The sequence below is a fragment of the [Scytonema hofmanni] UTEX 2349 genome (assembly GCF_000582685.1).
In the GTDB taxonomy this organism is placed as follows: domain Bacteria; phylum Cyanobacteriota; class Cyanobacteriia; order Cyanobacteriales; family Nostocaceae; genus Hassallia; species Hassallia hofmanni.
Genome location: NZ_KK073769.1, coordinates 286442 through 302410, shown reverse-complemented (window position 1 = coordinate 302410; position 15969 = coordinate 286442). Strand labels below are relative to the sequence as shown.

Annotated in this window: 19 protein-coding genes; 12 read left to right on the top strand and 7 right to left on the bottom strand. The window is 40.6% G+C overall.

From position 1 onward, the window contains the following. Nucleotides 1-54 precede the first annotated feature (54 nt). From TOL9009_RS0131205 to TOL9009_RS0131165, 8 genes are all read left to right on the top strand, one after another. Complete coding sequence (locus TOL9009_RS0131205; protein ID WP_029637342.1) at nt 55-255, top strand: hypothetical protein; 201 nt, start codon at nt 55-57, stop codon at nt 253-255. Between the two features lie 388 nt (nt 256-643). Continuing rightward, a complete protein-coding gene (locus TOL9009_RS0131195; RefSeq protein WP_029637341.1) occupies nt 644-1903 on the top strand; it encodes a GNAT family N-acetyltransferase in 1260 nt (419 codons plus the stop codon). Continuing rightward, nucleotides 1887-2489, top strand: a complete 603-nt coding sequence (gene ruvX, locus TOL9009_RS0131190; protein WP_084763415.1) for a Holliday junction resolvase RuvX — start codon at nt 1887-1889, stop codon at nt 2487-2489. The genes TOL9009_RS0131195 and ruvX overlap by 17 nt, the downstream gene beginning before the upstream one ends. Nucleotides 2490-2502: 13 nt before the next feature. Further along, complete coding sequence (locus TOL9009_RS41090; RefSeq protein ID WP_038298118.1) at nt 2503-2706, top strand: hypothetical protein; 204 nt, start codon at nt 2503-2505, stop codon at nt 2704-2706. A gap of 200 nt (nt 2707-2906) precedes the next feature. Beyond that, nucleotides 2907-3479: a DUF3727 domain-containing protein gene (locus TOL9009_RS0131180; protein WP_029637339.1), complete on the top strand. Its 573-nt coding sequence runs from the start codon at nt 2907-2909 to the stop codon at nt 3477-3479. A 157-nt stretch (nt 3480-3636) separates the two neighbouring features. Next, nucleotides 3637-4185 (top strand): YqeG family HAD IIIA-type phosphatase, encoded by a 549-nt coding sequence (locus TOL9009_RS0131175; protein ID WP_029637338.1) that lies wholly within the window; start codon nt 3637-3639, stop codon nt 4183-4185. A gap of 344 nt (nt 4186-4529) precedes the next feature. After that, nucleotides 4530-5639 carry a glutamate 5-kinase gene (proB, locus tag TOL9009_RS0131170; RefSeq protein WP_029637337.1) on the top strand — a complete coding sequence of 370 codons (1110 nt, stop codon included), beginning with the start codon at nt 4530-4532 and terminating at the stop codon, nt 5637-5639. Between the two features lie 55 nt (nt 5640-5694). Then, nucleotides 5695-6312 carry a Uma2 family endonuclease gene (locus tag TOL9009_RS0131165; protein WP_029637336.1) on the top strand — a complete coding sequence of 206 codons (618 nt, stop codon included), beginning with the start codon at nt 5695-5697 and terminating at the stop codon, nt 6310-6312. A 33-nt stretch (nt 6313-6345) separates the two neighbouring features. Here TOL9009_RS0131165 and TOL9009_RS0131160 read toward each other — a convergent pair whose 3' ends face one another. From TOL9009_RS0131160 to TOL9009_RS0131145, 4 genes are all read right to left on the bottom strand, one after another. Beyond that, nucleotides 6346-6681, bottom strand: coding sequence for a hypothetical protein (locus tag TOL9009_RS0131160; protein WP_029637335.1), 336 nt, complete (start codon nt 6679-6681; stop codon nt 6346-6348). Between the two features lie 368 nt (nt 6682-7049). After that, on the bottom strand, nt 7050-7235 hold the full coding sequence (locus tag TOL9009_RS0131155; RefSeq protein ID WP_038298114.1) for a hypothetical protein: 186 nt from the start codon (nt 7233-7235) through the stop codon (nt 7050-7052). A 28-nt stretch (nt 7236-7263) separates the two neighbouring features. After that, nucleotides 7264-7602, bottom strand: a complete 339-nt coding sequence (locus TOL9009_RS0131150; RefSeq protein ID WP_029637333.1) for a type II toxin-antitoxin system PemK/MazF family toxin — start codon at nt 7600-7602, stop codon at nt 7264-7266. Further along, a complete protein-coding gene (locus TOL9009_RS0131145) occupies nt 7589-7813 on the bottom strand; it encodes a ribbon-helix-helix domain-containing protein (RefSeq protein ID WP_029637332.1) in 225 nt (74 codons plus the stop codon). The genes TOL9009_RS0131150 and TOL9009_RS0131145 overlap by 14 nt, the downstream gene beginning before the upstream one ends. 184 nt (nt 7814-7997) lie before the next feature. On the opposite strand from TOL9009_RS0131145, the gene TOL9009_RS0131140 reads away from it, so the two are divergent. Continuing rightward, nucleotides 7998-8498, top strand: a complete 501-nt coding sequence (locus TOL9009_RS0131140; protein WP_242055535.1) for a PadR family transcriptional regulator — start codon at nt 7998-8000, stop codon at nt 8496-8498. Between the two features lie 95 nt (nt 8499-8593). Here TOL9009_RS0131140 and TOL9009_RS0131135 read toward each other — a convergent pair whose 3' ends face one another. After that, the gene (locus TOL9009_RS0131135; protein ID WP_029637330.1) at nt 8594-9760 is read right to left on the bottom strand and encodes a helix-turn-helix domain-containing protein; all 1167 of its coding nucleotides are present in this window, start codon (nt 9758-9760) and stop codon (nt 8594-8596) included. A 299-nt stretch (nt 9761-10059) separates the two neighbouring features. Further along, complete coding sequence (locus TOL9009_RS0131130) at nt 10060-10950, bottom strand: alpha/beta hydrolase (protein ID WP_029637329.1); 891 nt, start codon at nt 10948-10950, stop codon at nt 10060-10062. Nucleotides 10951-11149: 199 nt separating this feature from the next. Between TOL9009_RS0131130 and TOL9009_RS0131125 the strand changes: the two genes are divergently transcribed. Next, on the top strand, nt 11150-11950 hold the full coding sequence (locus TOL9009_RS0131125) for a helix-turn-helix domain-containing protein (protein ID WP_029637328.1): 801 nt from the start codon (nt 11150-11152) through the stop codon (nt 11948-11950). 62 nt (nt 11951-12012) lie between these two features. On the opposite strand, the gene gatA is transcribed toward TOL9009_RS0131125, so the two are convergent. Further along, nucleotides 12013-13473, bottom strand: a complete 1461-nt coding sequence (gene gatA, locus TOL9009_RS0131120; RefSeq protein ID WP_029637327.1) for an Asp-tRNA(Asn)/Glu-tRNA(Gln) amidotransferase subunit GatA — start codon at nt 13471-13473, stop codon at nt 12013-12015. Between the two features lie 258 nt (nt 13474-13731). Between gatA and TOL9009_RS0131115 the strand changes: the two genes are divergently transcribed. Further along, nucleotides 13732-15090: a helix-hairpin-helix domain-containing protein gene (locus TOL9009_RS0131115; RefSeq protein ID WP_029637326.1), complete on the top strand. Its 1359-nt coding sequence runs from the start codon at nt 13732-13734 to the stop codon at nt 15088-15090. Nucleotides 15091-15333: 243 nt separating this feature from the next. Next, nucleotides 15334-15861, top strand: a complete 528-nt coding sequence (locus tag TOL9009_RS0131110) for a hypothetical protein (protein ID WP_029637325.1) — start codon at nt 15334-15336, stop codon at nt 15859-15861. Nucleotides 15862-15969: the final 108 nt, after the last annotated feature.

Sequence of the window (15969 nt, the reverse complement as noted above, 5' to 3'; positions counted from 1 at the left end):
GATAAGTATTAATGATGTAAAGAAACACTACCGATCAAGGAGAACATAGTGGGAATGGAATCAAATTTATTAACGAGCACAACCCCAGTGCAAGAAGATTTTAGCGAATACGTTGCCCACCTACAGCTTCACATGGCTTTGCAAGCTCGCAATCTGCTTCCAACCCTCACCTCAAAGCTCGAAGACAGTCGGGAAGAACTACTTCATCAAACTCAAGCCAATTTTGAAAAGCTTATATCTCGCCAAGCGCTCTAGAAAATACAAAAATTAAGCAAAACTAACATAAAATAGAAGCAGATTTTGTTGGGTAAACCCTTGGTGGTGTCTCCATCAAGTCTGCTTTTTAAGTATAAATTTACGAGTCGTTATGCGTAAAGCCCCCGTCATTTATGCGGGGTAAATAACCTGATGGCTAAATTTATTCAACCGCTAATGGTAAGATATATAATATTATGGGCAGGCGTTGTCCAGTGGGCGAGGCAATGTAAGACGGGTATACCTGCAATTGCTGCTTGAACCCAGAATCCCCCGTCATTCAAGCGGAGGAGTGCGTCAATTTACTCACCTTCTTTCTTTGGGCAGTTTGACGAGACGAATCGCTTCGCCGCCAACTGCCTCACTAAAAGCAGTTAGTTAAGGCTGAATGGCGGCTCGAATTAAAATGACTTCATTAATTCCTCGAAATCTTAGCGTAGTTATCCGACCAGTACAACACCGGGACTTGGACGGAATAGAACGTCTATCTCAAGAGTCATTCGCGGAACACACTACTAGGGAAGCTAATTTTGCCATAAACCAAATGCAATGGTTGCGACGCTGGTATGGCTTTCTCAAATTTTTGAGTTTGTTTCCCAACCCGCTGAAATATCGCCTTTGTGCTTACATAGCAGAACAAGGGCGGACACTTTTAGGGATGATTCAAGTGTCGCCCTTTAACCGCACACGCAGTACTTGGCGTGTGGAACGAGTGATGCTCGATCGCACTGCCGATAAGCAAGGAATTGGCTCACAACTTCTGCGTCATTGCTTTGAGTCCATTTTAGAGGCTCGGACTTGGATACTGGAAGTTAATATTAATGATAAAGAAGCCCTAGCACTTTATCGGCAAAATGGATTTCAGCGTCTAGCAGAAATGACTTACTGGGAAATTGCACCAGAGTTGCTGGAAGAATTGGCATCTTCAGAACCAGATTTGCCAAATTTATTGCCGGTGAGCAATGCCGATGCCCAATTACTATATCAATTAGATACGGCTTCAATGCCGCCTTTGGTGCGACAAGTATTTGATCGCCAAACTCAAGATTTTAAAACCAGTTTATTTGCCACTTTAATTGACGCAGTGAAGCAATGGGTAAGTAAAACAGAAGTAGTCACGGGCTATCTATTTGAACCTCAACGCAAAGCAGCGATCGGTTATTTTCAACTTTCACTAGATCGTAAAGGTCAACAACCACATGTAGCCACGCTGACTGTTCACCCAGCATATACTTGGCTTTATCCAGAGTTGCTGTCTCAGCTGGCTCGCATCGCTCAGGATGTCCCCAAACAACCGTTGCAGTTGGTTTCCGCCGACTATCAACCAGAAGGAGAAGAGTATTTAGAGCAAATTGGTGCAAGTCGTCGAGAACACACTTTAATTATGTCGCGCTCAGTATGGCATAAAGTTCGCGAGTCTAAATTTGTCTCTCTAGAAGGAATTCAACTGCCGGAAGTACTCCAAGGGTTGCAACCCGCACGCAAACCTATACCGGGTGGGATGTCATGGGAGCAAACCAGAAAGCCGCAATTGCCAGAGAGAAAAGTAAAAATAAATCCTTCTGGTGAATCGATTTCTTTTTCATCCAACAACTGTAATGTAGAACCACCCTTAAAGACGGAATCAACAGATGCAAAGCCGGAGTGACTTTTGGGATTTAGAAAAGGGACAAGGAGGACAAGGGGGACAAGGGGGACAAGGGGGTAATTTTTCTTCATCCCCCTTGTCTTCCCCCTCCCCCTTGTCTCCCCCCTCTCCCTTGTCCCCCTCTCCCCATGTCCCAATCTCTGCTTTAGGTTTAGATGTTGGTAGTAAGCGTATTGGTGTGGCAGGATGCGATCGCACTGGTTTAATTGCTAGTGGCGTAAATACCATAGAACGCAAATATTTGCAACAAGATATAGAGCAAATACGACAACTGGTAAATGAGCGCGAAGTAAATGTCCTGGTAGTCGGTTTACCTTACTCTATGGATGGTTCTTTGGGGTTTCAGGCGCGACAAATACAAAAGTTTGCCAAAAGGCTGGCTAAGGCTCTGAAATTGCCTGTGGAATATGTAGATGAACGATTAACTTCATATCAGGCAGAGCAAATGTTAATAGCTGAAAACCGCTCTCCATCCCGCAATAAAGGCTTGATCGATCGCATTGCTGCATGTTTGATTTTGCAACAATGGTTGGATGTTAGGCGTAGCAATCAATTGCTCGACTCGAATCAATCAACTCTGGCATAAACGTAATTGGAAAGTGGATTACTCTCTCCACACAACTAGTTCGGCAATTATTAAGCAGTTAGTGATTAACCAAATTGGTAAGTTAATTCTCGGCTGGAATCAAAGATTGAAGGACAGTATGAATATTGGGAAAATCAACAATCAAAAATTTGTTAGTATTCCTCAGTATGGATTTGTAGTTCAGTTAAGATATATGGATTTATTCCTCATCCGATGAGCCGTTTTCGTTCAGGCATTAAGGGTTAAACCTTATAAATATAAGATTGGGTGATATTTGCCTATATTTTATGGGACTATTGATACTTTGAACGTGATATTCTGAAGTCTGTTAGCCAGCACTTGATATACTGCGAAAGCTATTTGATAGTTAAGCGATTTGTACAGTGGCTGGGAATTATAAAGCTCCACACCTCGGCTATGTTTTCCTCACCATTTCCTGAAGAAAATGACAACGCTCATGCTGGTTCGATCACTTTGACGGATGACAAAGAGCGATCGCTCGAATGTTATGTTGAGCATTCGCTCTCTGTAGATGAGCAAGAGTATGTTTTACTTCTTCCTGTTGACTCACCTGTGGAAATTTTTGCTTGGCAAGGTGACGGCGAGGAAGAAGAAGCCATTCTCGTAGAAGATGATCCGACCATTGACGAAATTTTTGCTACAGCTCAAGCTGTACTATCTGAGCAAAATTTGCAACTCAAAAATACTGCTTACGCTCTGACGGTAGCGGGTGAGTTACCCCCAGTCGAAGAGTCAGAACTCTTTACTTTAGAAATTGAAGATGAAGACGAAGATTTAGAGCCAGAGCAATTACAACTTCTAGCTAGCTTCTACTATGAAGACCAGGAGTACGCAATTTACACCCCCCTCGACCCACTGCTGTTTTTTGCACGGATCTCGGCAACCGGTACACCTGAATTACTCTCTCCAGAAGAGTTTCGCAAAGTCCAACCACTGCTAGAAGAACATTTGTTTAATGAAGTTGAATAAAAAAATTCAAAAGTCAGAATCCAGGAGTCAGAATCCAGGAGTCCGAATGATATAAGTCAAGAGTCAAGAGTCAAGAGTCAAGACTGGATTATCCTTTAACCGTTGACCTTTGACCTTTGACCTTTGACCCTTGACCTTTAACCTTTAACCCTTGATTATGACCTGGAACAAACTCTTACAGCCTGATTTGATTTTAGAAGGTTCTGTGTTGAACCTCACACCAGACATTATCCAAAGATATCAACTCAAGGGGCTGGTGTTGGATGTAGATGAAACTTTGGTTCCTGTGAGAGTTGGAACAGCTTCAAAAGAACTGCAAGAATGGGTAGCGCAAATTCGCCCTTTTACATCACTGTGGTTGGTAAGCAATAACTTGAGTGAAGCCCGCATCGGTGGAATTGCTCGTTCTCTGAATTTACCTTACTATCTGGGCGCTGCCAAACCCTCGCGACGCAAAATTAGAGCTGCACTTAGAGAGATGGATCTGCCAGTGCAGCAAGTGGCAATGGTAGGCGATCGCTTGTTTACAGATGTGTTAGCTGGTAATCGCTTAGGCATGTTCACCATCTTAGTTGAACCAATTGTTCATCCAGGTGCGGTCTTGCGATCGCATCCCATACGCAACTTTGAAGTTTTAGTATCGGAAATCTTAGGAGCCTCTATTACTCCCAAGAAACAAAGAGTTACAAAGCGTGACAAAGGTTGATGATGGTCAGGAAAGTAAATCTAAAGAAATAATAAAGAAATCAGGGATCGCTACAAAAATCGGGGATCATAAGTATCAATAACATGGGATCAGCCAAATATAGATCCTAGTCCATACAAAATCAATATATTTGTAAAGCGTCAACCTTCATTTATAGAAGGATTGGCGCTTTACAATTTTGGATTTTGGATTCAATCCAAGGCGTTGCACATTGGCGGGATGATTTGACAATCAACGCCGATAAATTTGACGTATTGTAGAGACGTTCCGGCGGAACGTCTCTACGATTCATCTAAAGGATGGGAGCAATATCCAATCCAAAATCTAAAATCTAAAATCTCAAGATGCCTTTAACAATTGTCGTAAAAATTGGAACTTCCAGTCTCACGCAACCAGAAACCGGACTACTGGCGCTTTCCACCATTGCTAGCGTGGCGGAAACGCTTTCACAGTTGCGTCGTGAAGGACATCGCGTAATTTTGGTTTCCTCTGGTGCTGTGGGGGTGGGTTGTGCGCGGTTGGGTTTAACAGAACGCCCAAAAGCGATCGCTCTCAAACAAGCTGTAGCCGCAGTTGGACAAGGTAGATTAATCCGCGTCTACGATGATTTATTTACTACTTTGCAACAGCCAATTGCTCAAGTTTTGCTTACTCGCAGCGATTTGGTAGAGCGCAGCCGTTATCTAAATATTCTCAACACCTTCAAGGAATTACTGGAATTAGGGGTAATTCCGGTGGTGAATGAGAATGATACCGTAGCTGTGGAAGAATTGAAATTTGGCGATAATGACACTTTATCGGCTCTAGTTGCCAGTTTAGTTAAAGCAGATTGGTTATTTTTGCTAACTGATGTAGATCGGCTTTATACTGCCGATCCCCGTTCTGTACCGGATGCTCAAGCGATCGCCTTGGTTGATAGCATTGAAGAATTAAATAAATTACAAGTGCAGACAGGTACTCAAGGTTCACGATGGGGTACTGGTGGGATGGTGACAAAAATTTCCGCAGCCCGAATTGCGACTAGTGCCGGTGTTCGCACCGTAATTACTCAGGGAAAATATCCCCGAAATATAGAAAAAATATTACAAGGCGAATTAATTGGGACTCACTTCACACCGCAACCAGAACCAACGAGTGCCCGCAAACGCTGGATAGCTTATGGGCTTGTGCCTGCTGGGAAATTGTATTTAGATGAAGGTGCGATCGCGGCAATTTCTCAAGGTGGGAAATCGTTATTAGCCGCTGGTATAAAAATCGTAGAAGGTCAATTTGACACTCAAGCAGCCGTGCAATTGTGCGACAGCAGCGGTAACGAAATCGCTAGAGGACTGGTGAACTACAGCAGCCACGAACTGCAAAAGATTCGTGGATGTCATTCGCGAGAAATTTCCAGCATTTTGGGTTATCCCGGTGTGGAAACCGTCGTGCATCGCGATAACTTGGTTTTGACTTAGCATGTAATTAGGTCAACCCCGTGATTAGTAATCACTGGAGAGGAGAATAAATACTATGACTCAAGCCATACCAAAACTTGTAAATTTTGCAGAATTTGTAGATTGGAAACCAGATGGCGGACGCTATGAATTACATAATGGGATAATTTGTGAGATGACACAACCAACAGGCGATCATGAGGAAATTATTGGATTTTTAGTGACAAAATTATCTCTAGAATATAGTCGTCTTAATCTTCCTTACTTTATACCCAAAACAGCTCTAGTTAAAGCATTTAGTAAAGAAACCGCTTACTCACCTGATGTGCTAATCCTAAATCGACCACTATTAGTATCAGAACCGCTTTGGAAAAAACAATCAACAGTTACTTTATCCGATTCCATTCCCCTAGTTATAGAGGTTGTCTCAACTAATTGGCGTGATGATTACCTTGATAAAGCGAGAGATTATGAAGAGATAGGTATCCCAGAATACTGGATTGTGGATTATTTAGGCTTGGGTGGTAAGCGGTTTATCGGTAATCCCAAACAACCAACTATTTCAATTTATTATTTAGTGGAAGGTGAGTATCAGGTTAGTCAATTTAGAAATGATGACCGCATCAAGTCCCCTACTTTCCCAGATTTAAGTCTAACGGTACAACAGATTTTTCAGGTTGGCGAGGAAAGTTAATTTTCCTGTCGCGGTAATTTTTTTGGTTTGTTTTTAGGTATTCCATTTTTTATTTTCTTTATTTAAGATATCAGATATGAGACCTCCCTGATATTTTATTCTTCTACAAACAGAACAGTAATATGGATTACCTTGCATTAATGGACGTTTTGGATTGTAATCGTCAATTCTTCCAGAAATTGCTCCGATTGATTTCAATATCTCTGACTTGTTTTCATCGTCATATTGAGCGATTTCACCATAGGAAAGTGAATGGTGAACTGTATGATTTTTACAACTTAAACAATATAGTTCACGATTTCCGCCTAGAACATTGAATAATTTACTACCAAACAGTCTGAGAAACTCACCTGCACTAAAATCAGCCATTTTTCTAATACCTAAAATTATTGTTTCAATGCTAAATAAGCATTGAAAATTAAAACGGAAATACAAGCGAGAACACGGTCATTAGACTTGTGGCAATGTCAACCCTGTAACACGATAAATATTTATAGTGTTTTATCATATACGAACAGAACACTAATGTTATATCTATGGCGATGTCAACCTTTGTAACCGTGATGTATATTTTCTACTATAGCTATGTTATACAGTTTTTAATTTGAGAAATAGCAAGTTTATTAACTCTTAAATTCTTTATTTAAAAGTTAATTTAATCTTTAAAGCGATCGCCTTCTTTCACCAAGCTATGATTCCTCAACAGCTTGTTAGCTTTAGTTAATTCTTCATTTAAGTTACGCTGACTTTACTATTGTTTTCGCCATTTCCTCATGCAACGCTTCTAAAAACATAAAATCATTAGTGATATCAGAGATTTCATCCTCATCTAGGTTTTCTAGCTTGAGACGTTCTCGGTATGCATTGATTCGATAATCCAAAGCCTCAATAATAAACCGGATTGCTTTAGGTGATAGTTCCACGTTATTCTCATTCCTAATTATCTTTTATTCAATCCAGCCCTAAATGTAGCTTCAAAGCAGCATCAATTAATTGCATCAACTCCTCGCTTAAAATACCCGCTACTTCTCCAACAATCCGTTGTTTAGAAATTGTTCGCACCTGTTGCGCTTGGACCTTAGAAGGCTTGGGTAAACCACTATCCTCTGAATTGAGCAAAACCTCGAAGGGATAGACACGGCTGACATTAGATGTGAGTGGTAAAATCGTCACCGTACTAGCAGCATGATTATTCGCATTATTGCTTACCACCAGCACTGGACAATGCTTATCCATTTCAGAGCCGATCGCAGGGCTAAGGTTGGCATAATAAATTTCACCACGTTTCATCTGTTAACCCATCCGCAACCGTCACATCCCAATCTGCATCAACTTCTCTAGAAGCGTCTCGGTAAGCTGCCTCAAGTTCTCGACTCCGCAATAATTCCACCGCTTCCTCAATCACTTGAGAGCGAGATTTGCATCCTTTAGCAACCTGATAATTCTCAATAAACTTTACCAGGGACTGTGGCAAAGAAATGGATATCTTTTCAACACGCATAGTATGACTATTTGGTAAGCAAAAATTTTCTTACTAAATAGTAGCACTACAAATAATCGTGCTAACTTTTATTAACGATATATCGTGATATGTCTACAATGGAATTACAAGCACATTGAGAGAAACAAGTATGTTTTTAGGACTTCATAGACACCGGCACTTTTTTGAGTCTGGATACAACGATATGCCACCAAAAGGACGGCATCATCACCACGGTCGCGGTAAAAGGCGAGATTGGGGAGATGAGCATCGGACTCCTCGTGGTGACATTAAATACATTTTGTTGGAGTTACTTGCAGAGGAACCCCGACATGGATATGAGTTGATTAAAGAATTAGAAGCGCGTTACGGTGGCTTCTGGAAACCAAGTCCAGGCTCAGTTTACCCTACTCTGCAACTACTTGAAGAAGGGGGTTATCTCACCTTTGAACAAATAGAAGGGAGAAAAGTATATACCATTACTGACACTGGGAGAGAATTACTGAGCGAACGTGGCGATCGCACGCCAAGGATGGACAGAGGAAACAGACCCCAACAGCTAATTGAATTAAAAGAAGCGATCGCTGATGTCGGTGCAGCAGTAATGCAAGTAGCTCGCAGCAACAATGCCGATAAAGTGACCAGAGTACGCGAAACTCTCAACCGAGTCAAACGCGAAATTTACAGCATCCTAGCAGAAGAGTAGAGACGTTCCGGTGGAACGTCTGTATTTATGTAGAGACGTTCCGGTGGAACGTCTGTATTTATGTAAAGACGCGAAATTTCGCGTCTCTACAACTTTTAAAGTGCTTCTGGGGGAGCAATATCAGATCCGACACTGACACCAGAACTACTAGACCTAAGTCCGGGTGTAGTAGTTGGTTCCCTTCGTTGCGATGATTGAGAAGCTGCTGAAGGTGTAACCTCATCTGGAATCAGCGCTCTGTCAGTATTTGCTTGCTGAGACATGAAAGATAATCCTCCGACTGCTCCTGCAACCAAAGCTGTATAGCCGACATACAAATGCACCGGACGTACATCTAATCCCAATCCTGGGGAACCATTTTTCAGTCTAGAACTTATGGGTAAAATTGCTTTGGGGATCTCAGGTACAGGTAAAGCCGCAATTAAAGTTGTGCCATTTAACCCTAAAGCATTTCCCATCACGCGGATAAAGCCACGCAGGTAGACATCTTCTGGCAATAACTCAAGGTTGCCATTCTCGATCGCTTCCATATGATGGATGGGGACGTGAGTGTAAGCGTTAAGTTGTACAAGAGAAAGACCTTGAGCAAATCGCGCTTTTTGTAATTGTTGACCGATTTGGCGGAGAGTTTCTATGCGTTGTTCAGCCGCAAGTTGCTTGGCTAATTCTGCTTTGGAAGGCTTTCTAGTGCGTTTGAGCGAATGCGTTGGTTTTTTGGCGGAGTCTCTCTGGGAGAAGCGTGCCGCACCAGAAGGTATCGCTTTATCTTCTTTGGCTTTTACAGAATTATCGGCTACTTGATTATGCAATACCTTCTCTTCTCCTGTCGGAGACGCTCCGCGAATGAGACGCTCCGCGAACGGCACGCTTTGCGATCGCAAATTTTCTTCATTTGTCTGTGGATTATTTGTGTTTAATTTAACAGTACTTAAGCACTGCGATAAGTCGCCATTTTCTATTTCAGTAGATGGTGAAACATCAGCAGTATTTATCTGTTGATTATCTGTAACTTTAGATTCCTGTGTTGCAAATTGCTGAAATGATAAAGCGATCGCTTCTCTACTGATCGCTTTAAATAACACCTTAGCTTGTTCAGATGAAGGACCTAGCAAATTTTGTAACGTAGCCAAAGCATTGCGATAAACTTTACTGCGGTGCAATTTCGTTTCTATTTGACCTAGAAGCGATCGCAATTCATCTTGAGAAATTTCAATAGAAGAATTTCCAGCAATTGTTAATAAATATACAGGTGTGTTAGTCATATTTTAAGCCTCTGCCAATCGCTCAAAAAGTAGTTTTACATGTGTAATTTCTTCGATGCTTTGATACCCAATCCGGATGGTTAAGTATCAATTTTCTCCCGTCATCAACGAAACTGAAAATTTTTTTGCTATGCTCATGACTTATTTAGTCTTTTAAAGCCTTACGCCTTCAAGACAAGAGTTTTCTCTCAGTATTGAGCCAGTCGTGAAAAATAGCAGATGCCCCAGACTAAATGTTGCATCTAAGTACGAAAGTATCTATGAAAAATCTAGTGATTCTTATTACTTCAATTTAAGTATTATTTAAGAGCTTGCACTTTTTCGACAAAAGACTGTACCCATTGCAAATATTGCAACCCGGCAACATCTGCCGTGTTATTATGTTCTGCACCGGGAACCAAAATAAGTTTTTTTGGTGTTGGTGCAGCAGCATACAGATTTTGACTCATCTTAGCGGGTATAGTTGAATCGGCTGTGCCGTGAATGAATAAAACTGGCATTTTCAAGCGTGGTACTTTTTTAATCGATTCAAAGCGCTGTGTCAGAATTAAATTGACGGGAAACATAGAAAACATGTTCCTTGCAGTTACTAACTCCTGAATCGAGGTAAAAGAGCTTTCCACAATTAAACCGGCAGCGTCTGGTTGTTTAACTGCCAAATCGATGGCTATTGCTCCTCCTAGAGAATGTCCATAGATATAAATTTCTTTTTGCGGAATCTGTCGCTGCTGCACGAGGTAATTCCAAGCTGTAGCTGCATCTTGATAAACCCACATTTCGTTGGGAAAACTGCCTTGACTGCGACCATATCCCCGATAATCAATCAACAAGACCGAAAACCCTAGTTGATGAAACCGTTTAGCATGAGCTACATTGGCACCAATATTGATCCCGTTACCGTGCAAATACAACATCACCTTGGGGTTGAGTTCGTTTGCTTTTATCCACCAACCGTGGATATGTTCCACTTTACCAAATGTGGCTGGTACGGGTAGCCAAACTTCCTCATAAGGAAGCCCAAAAGATTCTGGTGTCTTTTCGATAACAGAAGAAGGAAAGAAAATGAACCGAGGTTGCTGAAAATAAAGATATAAACAAATAGTACAGTAGGCGATCGCCGCAACTACTCCCAGCCAAAATAGTAATTTGAATAACACTTGTATTAGAAGTTTCCGTTTTTTTCTTCTCATGTACGCTATTTTATATTCTGAAAGGTATTTATAAATACAATAGTCATTGTCTAAATGGATGGATTAATATGTTAAAATTATGATTTTATTATGTTGGCAAGTATTTTTCATAAGTTTACCAAATAAGTAAGCTTGTATAGATTTGCTTAAGTAGTTTATCTGTTTAAGAAGAATAATGAGTGGATATCAGGAGAAGGCTGTGACACTTTTCAATGAGCCTCAACAAGAGCAACTCAAGGAAATAGGTGCATATTTAGGACAAGTTCGACAAGAAAAATCCATACGTGTAGAAGAAATAGCTGCTAAAACTTTGATTCGACAACCTTTTTTAGAAGCTTTAGAAGAAGGGCGATTTGAAGATTTGCCGGAGCCTATTTATGTGCAAGGTTTTATTCGTCGCTATGGAGATATTTTGGGGTTAGATGGTACTTCTTTAGCTCGCTCTTTTGCGATTAATTTTTTCCTTTTTGACTCGGAAAATGATAGTAGCAATGTAGAAAAAAAACCAAATCTATATATACCTCTAGCAGTACCTTATATCCTTTTATTAGCAGCTGCTTCTTTTGGATTGTTTTATATACTCAATCCGCGTCGTCCAATTCAAGGAGTTAGTCAGAAACAAAATTCCTCAATTGTAGCCAAACAAAAAACAGCACCCATCCTGAAAGTAGCCAAACCAACAACATTACCTTCATCGACAGCCGCATCTACGCAAACTCAGACAGTATCTCCAAATGCTGACACAAATTCAACAGTTGAAGTAACTTTAGAACTTCAAGACAAATCATGGTTACAAGTAAAAGAGGATGGTAAGACTACATTTGAGGGAAATTTAGAAAAGGGAGAGCGAAAAACCTGGACAGCAAAAAAACAGTTAACTATACGCTCTGGCAATGCCGGTGCTGTATTAGTAACTGCCAATAAAAAGGAACCCAAAATTTTAGGAAATGTTGGCACTATCAAGGAAGTTACTTTTACCCCAGAAGTTAATAGTCAATAGTCAATAGTCAATAGTCAAAAGTTAAAAGCCATGACCGATGACCAATGACCAATGACGAATAACTAACTTAATTGTGGCTTATTTAAATGCCAACTAGTTGATTGCTCGTAAGCATAAGCTACTTGAAATAGTTGGTCTTCTCGTAGCACATTGCTAATTAGCTGTAATCCAATTGGTAAACCATTGTTATCGAAACCACATGGCACGCTTAAACCTGGTAAACCAGCAAGATTTACGGGAATGGTCATCAAGTCAACTAAGTACATGCTCAAGGGATCGGTAGTTTTTTCGGCGGCTTTAAAAGCTGTACTGGGAGCAGTGGGACACACTAACACATCAAATTGCTGAAAAGCTTTTTCAAAGTCTTCTTTAATCAGGGTGCGGACTTTTTGCGCTTTTAGATAAAAAGCATCATAATAGCCAGCAGAAAGGGCATAAGTGCCAATCATAATTCGGCGTTTGACTTCAGCACCAAAACCAGTGGCACGAGTACGAGTGTACATTGACAGGAGATTGTCGGCATCTGGAGCGCGTAAGCCGTATTTAACGCCATCGTAACGAGCTAGGTTTGCTGAGGCTTCACATGGGGCGATGATGTAGTAGCTAGGTAAGCCGTAGCGGAAACGAGGACAGGAAACTACATCAATTTCGGCTCCTAAATGTTTTAGTTGCTCGATCGCTTTATTCACAGCTTCTTCAACTTGTGAATCTAAGCCTTCGCCAAAAGTTTCTTTAATGATACCGATTCTCAGCTTATCTTTGAGTTTGAGGTCTGGTTTTAAGCTGGCAGCGTAGTTGGGGATTTCAACTTTCAGACTGGTGGAATCTTTGGGATCGTGACCTGCGATCGCCTGTAATAATATTGCTGTATCTTCAACGCTGCGTCCAAATGGTCCAATTTGATCCAAAGACGAAGCGAAAGCTACTAAACCGTAACGCGAAACGAGTCCGTAAGTTGGTTTCATCCCAACAACACCGCAAAAAGATGCAGGTTGACGAATCGAACCACCAGTATCAGAACCGATAGAAACTACACATTCTTCCGCTGCTACTGCCGCTGCTGAACCTCCAGAAGAACCGCCAGGAACCCGCGACAAATCCCAAGGATTAGCGGTGATATGATAAGCGGAGGTTTCTGTAGAACCACCCATTGCAAATTCATCTAAATTGGTTTTGCCCACCATCACCGCATCTGCATCGGCTAGTTTTTGCGTCACAGTTGATTCATATGGCGGCACAAAATTTTCTAGAATTCGGGAGGCGCAAGTAGTGGGAATACCTTTAGTACACATATTGTCTTTAATGCCTATGGGAATCCCCGCCAGCATCCCTATTTCCTGTCCGGCGGCAATTTTGGCATCCACTTCCCGTGCTTGCACTAGCGCCCGTTCTGCGGTCACGCATAAGAAACTGTGCAATTTTGGTTCTAACGCTTGAATTCGGTCTAAAGCTTCTTGGGTAATTTCAACGGCGGAGCGTTCTTTTTTAATTAGCTGTGTGTGCAACTCGCGGATCGATGCCATGCATTGCTTCCTTTGTGACTCAAATCTTAGATTTTAGTACAGTTTGACAATTATTGGTACTGGGTACTGGGGACTAGGGACTAGGGACTAGGGACTGGGGACTGGGGACTGGGAAAATAGAAAACAGAGAACGTTGAATTAATTTATAGAATAGTAAGTCAATCGTATTCAAATTGCATCCTTTAATAGAAGTTAGGAGTTAGGTAAAAAATCTCTTCTTCCCTAGTCCCCAGTCCCCAGTCCCCAATCCCCAGTTGTATGGTTAAAATTATTACACGTAAATCTCTAGGAACACAAAATGTCTATGACATTGGCGTAAGTTCCGACCATAATTTTGTCATGAAAAATGGTTTAATCGCTTCTAATTGCTTTAATAAATCTCACTCAACCGCATATGCTTATGTAACTTATCAAACTGCATATTTAAAAGCTAATTATAAATTAGAGTATATGGCGGCACTGTTAACGGCTAACAGTGGTGACACAGACAAGGTGCAAAAGTATATTGCTAGCTGTCCGAGTTTGGATATTGAGATAGATCCACCAGATATTAACGTTAGTCAAGTGGATTTTACGCCGCTTGCAAAAAATATTTTGTTTGGATTTAGTGCAGTGCGTAATGTGGGACAGAATGCGATCGCCTGTATATTGGAAGCGAGGAACGAAGGAGGATCGTTTAAATCTCTAGCTGATTTTTGCGATCGCGTCGATCTGCGTGCTGTTAACCGTCGCGCTCTAGAGTCGCTAATTTACTGCGGAGCTTTTGATAAAATAGAATCTAACCGCCACCAGTTAATCAAAGACCTAGAATTAGTATATGATTGGGCACAATCCCGCGCTAGAGATAGAGCTAGCGGTCAAGGAAATCTCTTTGATTTTAATAGTGGACTTTCTAACAATAATACAGCTAATAATAAAGCAAGCAAAGCTTTTGAAACTGCTCCGAAAGCAAATCCTGTTCCTGATTTACCCCAACCGGAAAAGTTACGCAAAGAAAAGGAACTTTTAGGTTTTTATGTATCCGATCATCCGCTGAAATCTATACAGCAAACAGCGCGTTACCTGGCTCCGATCAACTTGACGCAGTTTGGGCAACAAAAAGAAGGAATGATGTTTTGTGTGGTTGTCATGCTAAACGGTGTCAAAAAGGTAATGACAAAAAAAGGCAACGAACCGATGGCGATTTTGCAAATAGAAGATTTAACTGCACCATCGGAAGCGGTAGTCTTTCCTAAATCTTATCAGCGGATAAGTTCACTACTTCAAGTTGATTCGCGCTTGATTATTTGGGGTAAAATAGAGTTAAAAGACGATAAACGTCAATTTATTGTTGAAGATGCGGAACAAGTAGAAACAGTACAACTGGTGATGCTGGAATTAAGTTCTCAACAAACAGCAGATATTCAAGAACTTAATCGTGTCAGAACAATTTTGAAAGAACACTCAGGAGACAGAGAAAAAGCAAAAGTCCCAGTCATAGGTATTGTACAAGCCCTAAATTCCCGTCAAGCTGTTCTTCTTGGCAGACAATTTTGGGTACAGGATTCTATAAGTGCTTTTCAGGCTCTCAACAACGCTGGATTTCCAACTGAGCTAAAACAGCTTACTGGTACTTGAGGGCATTGGGCATTGGGCATTGGGCAATTGAAATTCACAAAACTTGTTTTTATTCCCTTTGCCTTTTTTCCTTTCTCCTTTCCCCCTCTTTATTGGCTCCTTCATCAGTAGTTTGCCGTAGTCTCTCTAGTAGAAATTAGTTTTTTTAGTTACTTTTGCTGATGATAATTACCCTGTAAAAATGGTATTTTTTAATGCCGTGGCTATATAGCGGGAATCAGGGGAAGGAGCAAAAAAATTTTGATGACCGCAAATGAGCTAAATAAATTTGTTTATTATTGTAAACAAATTCAGCCTCAAACTCAGGAAGATATTAAAAGATTTTTTCAGGGAGTTATTGTATTTCCTTACGACAAAGAACTTCTATTACAAGCTTATTTATTTTTGAATATTAAAGACTTATTTCCTTTATGTTCAGAATTACTTCTATTTGAAAAGTCTCCAATTTCTGATTATACAGATTTAGGAAAATGTGATTTTGTTTATTTAACATATAGTGGAAATTTATTTTTAATCGAAACTAAATTTATTGATACAGAAGCGACAGGGGCAACCGAAAGAAAAAGAAGAAATAAACACAGAAATAAAGTATTTGAACAAGTTCTAACTTTAAAAAATAGATTTAGTCAATATTGGAATATTGAATTAACACAATTAGAATGTGGTGTTTTTACGACAGATTCAGAAATTGATTGGCGAGGAAATGATGTTAATGTCGTAACTAAATCAATTTCTATCGATAAGCTGGAAAGATGGCGGAAAAATTATTAAATAATGAGTGAATATTGAATTTAAATAATTTTTTTAAAGAAACTTAAAGATTTTAGTCTTAGTTGGAGTGTCACGCACTGCAAACGAAAATATGGTGCGTTACACTAC

Excerpts from the sequence above, each read along its gene's own strand:
- TOL9009_RS0131205 (WP_029637342.1), top strand. The coding sequence starts at position 55 with ATGGAATCAAATTTATTAACGAGCACAACCCCAGTGCAAGAAGATTTT.
- TOL9009_RS0131195 (WP_029637341.1), top strand. The coding sequence starts at position 644 with ATGGCGGCTCGAATTAAAATGACTTCATTAATTCCTCGAAATCTTAGC.
- ruvX (WP_084763415.1), top strand. The coding sequence starts at position 1,887 with ATGCAAAGCCGGAGTGACTTTTGGGATTTAGAAAAGGGACAAGGAGGA.
- TOL9009_RS0131180 (WP_029637339.1), top strand. The coding sequence starts at position 2,907 with ATGTTTTCCTCACCATTTCCTGAAGAAAATGACAACGCTCATGCTGGT.
- TOL9009_RS0131175 (WP_029637338.1), top strand. The coding sequence starts at position 3,637 with ATGACCTGGAACAAACTCTTACAGCCTGATTTGATTTTAGAAGGTTCT.
- proB (WP_029637337.1), top strand. The coding sequence starts at position 4,530 with ATGCCTTTAACAATTGTCGTAAAAATTGGAACTTCCAGTCTCACGCAA.
- TOL9009_RS0131165 (WP_029637336.1), top strand. The coding sequence starts at position 5,695 with ATGACTCAAGCCATACCAAAACTTGTAAATTTTGCAGAATTTGTAGAT.
- TOL9009_RS0131160 (WP_029637335.1), bottom strand. The coding sequence starts at position 6,681 with ATGGCTGATTTTAGTGCAGGTGAGTTTCTCAGACTGTTTGGTAGTAAA.
- TOL9009_RS0131150 (WP_029637333.1), bottom strand. The coding sequence starts at position 7,602 with ATGAAACGTGGTGAAATTTATTATGCCAACCTTAGCCCTGCGATCGGC.
- TOL9009_RS0131145 (WP_029637332.1), bottom strand. The coding sequence starts at position 7,813 with ATGCGTGTTGAAAAGATATCCATTTCTTTGCCACAGTCCCTGGTAAAG.
- TOL9009_RS0131140 (WP_242055535.1), top strand. The coding sequence starts at position 7,998 with ATGCCACCAAAAGGACGGCATCATCACCACGGTCGCGGTAAAAGGCGA.
- TOL9009_RS0131135 (WP_029637330.1), bottom strand. The coding sequence starts at position 9,760 with ATGACTAACACACCTGTATATTTATTAACAATTGCTGGAAATTCTTCT.
- TOL9009_RS0131130 (WP_029637329.1), bottom strand. The coding sequence starts at position 10,950 with ATGAGAAGAAAAAAACGGAAACTTCTAATACAAGTGTTATTCAAATTA.
- gatA (WP_029637327.1), bottom strand. The coding sequence starts at position 13,473 with ATGGCATCGATCCGCGAGTTGCACACACAGCTAATTAAAAAAGAACGC.
- TOL9009_RS0131115 (WP_029637326.1), top strand. The coding sequence starts at position 13,732 with ATGGTTAAAATTATTACACGTAAATCTCTAGGAACACAAAATGTCTAT.
- TOL9009_RS0131110 (WP_029637325.1), top strand. The coding sequence starts at position 15,334 with ATGACCGCAAATGAGCTAAATAAATTTGTTTATTATTGTAAACAAATT.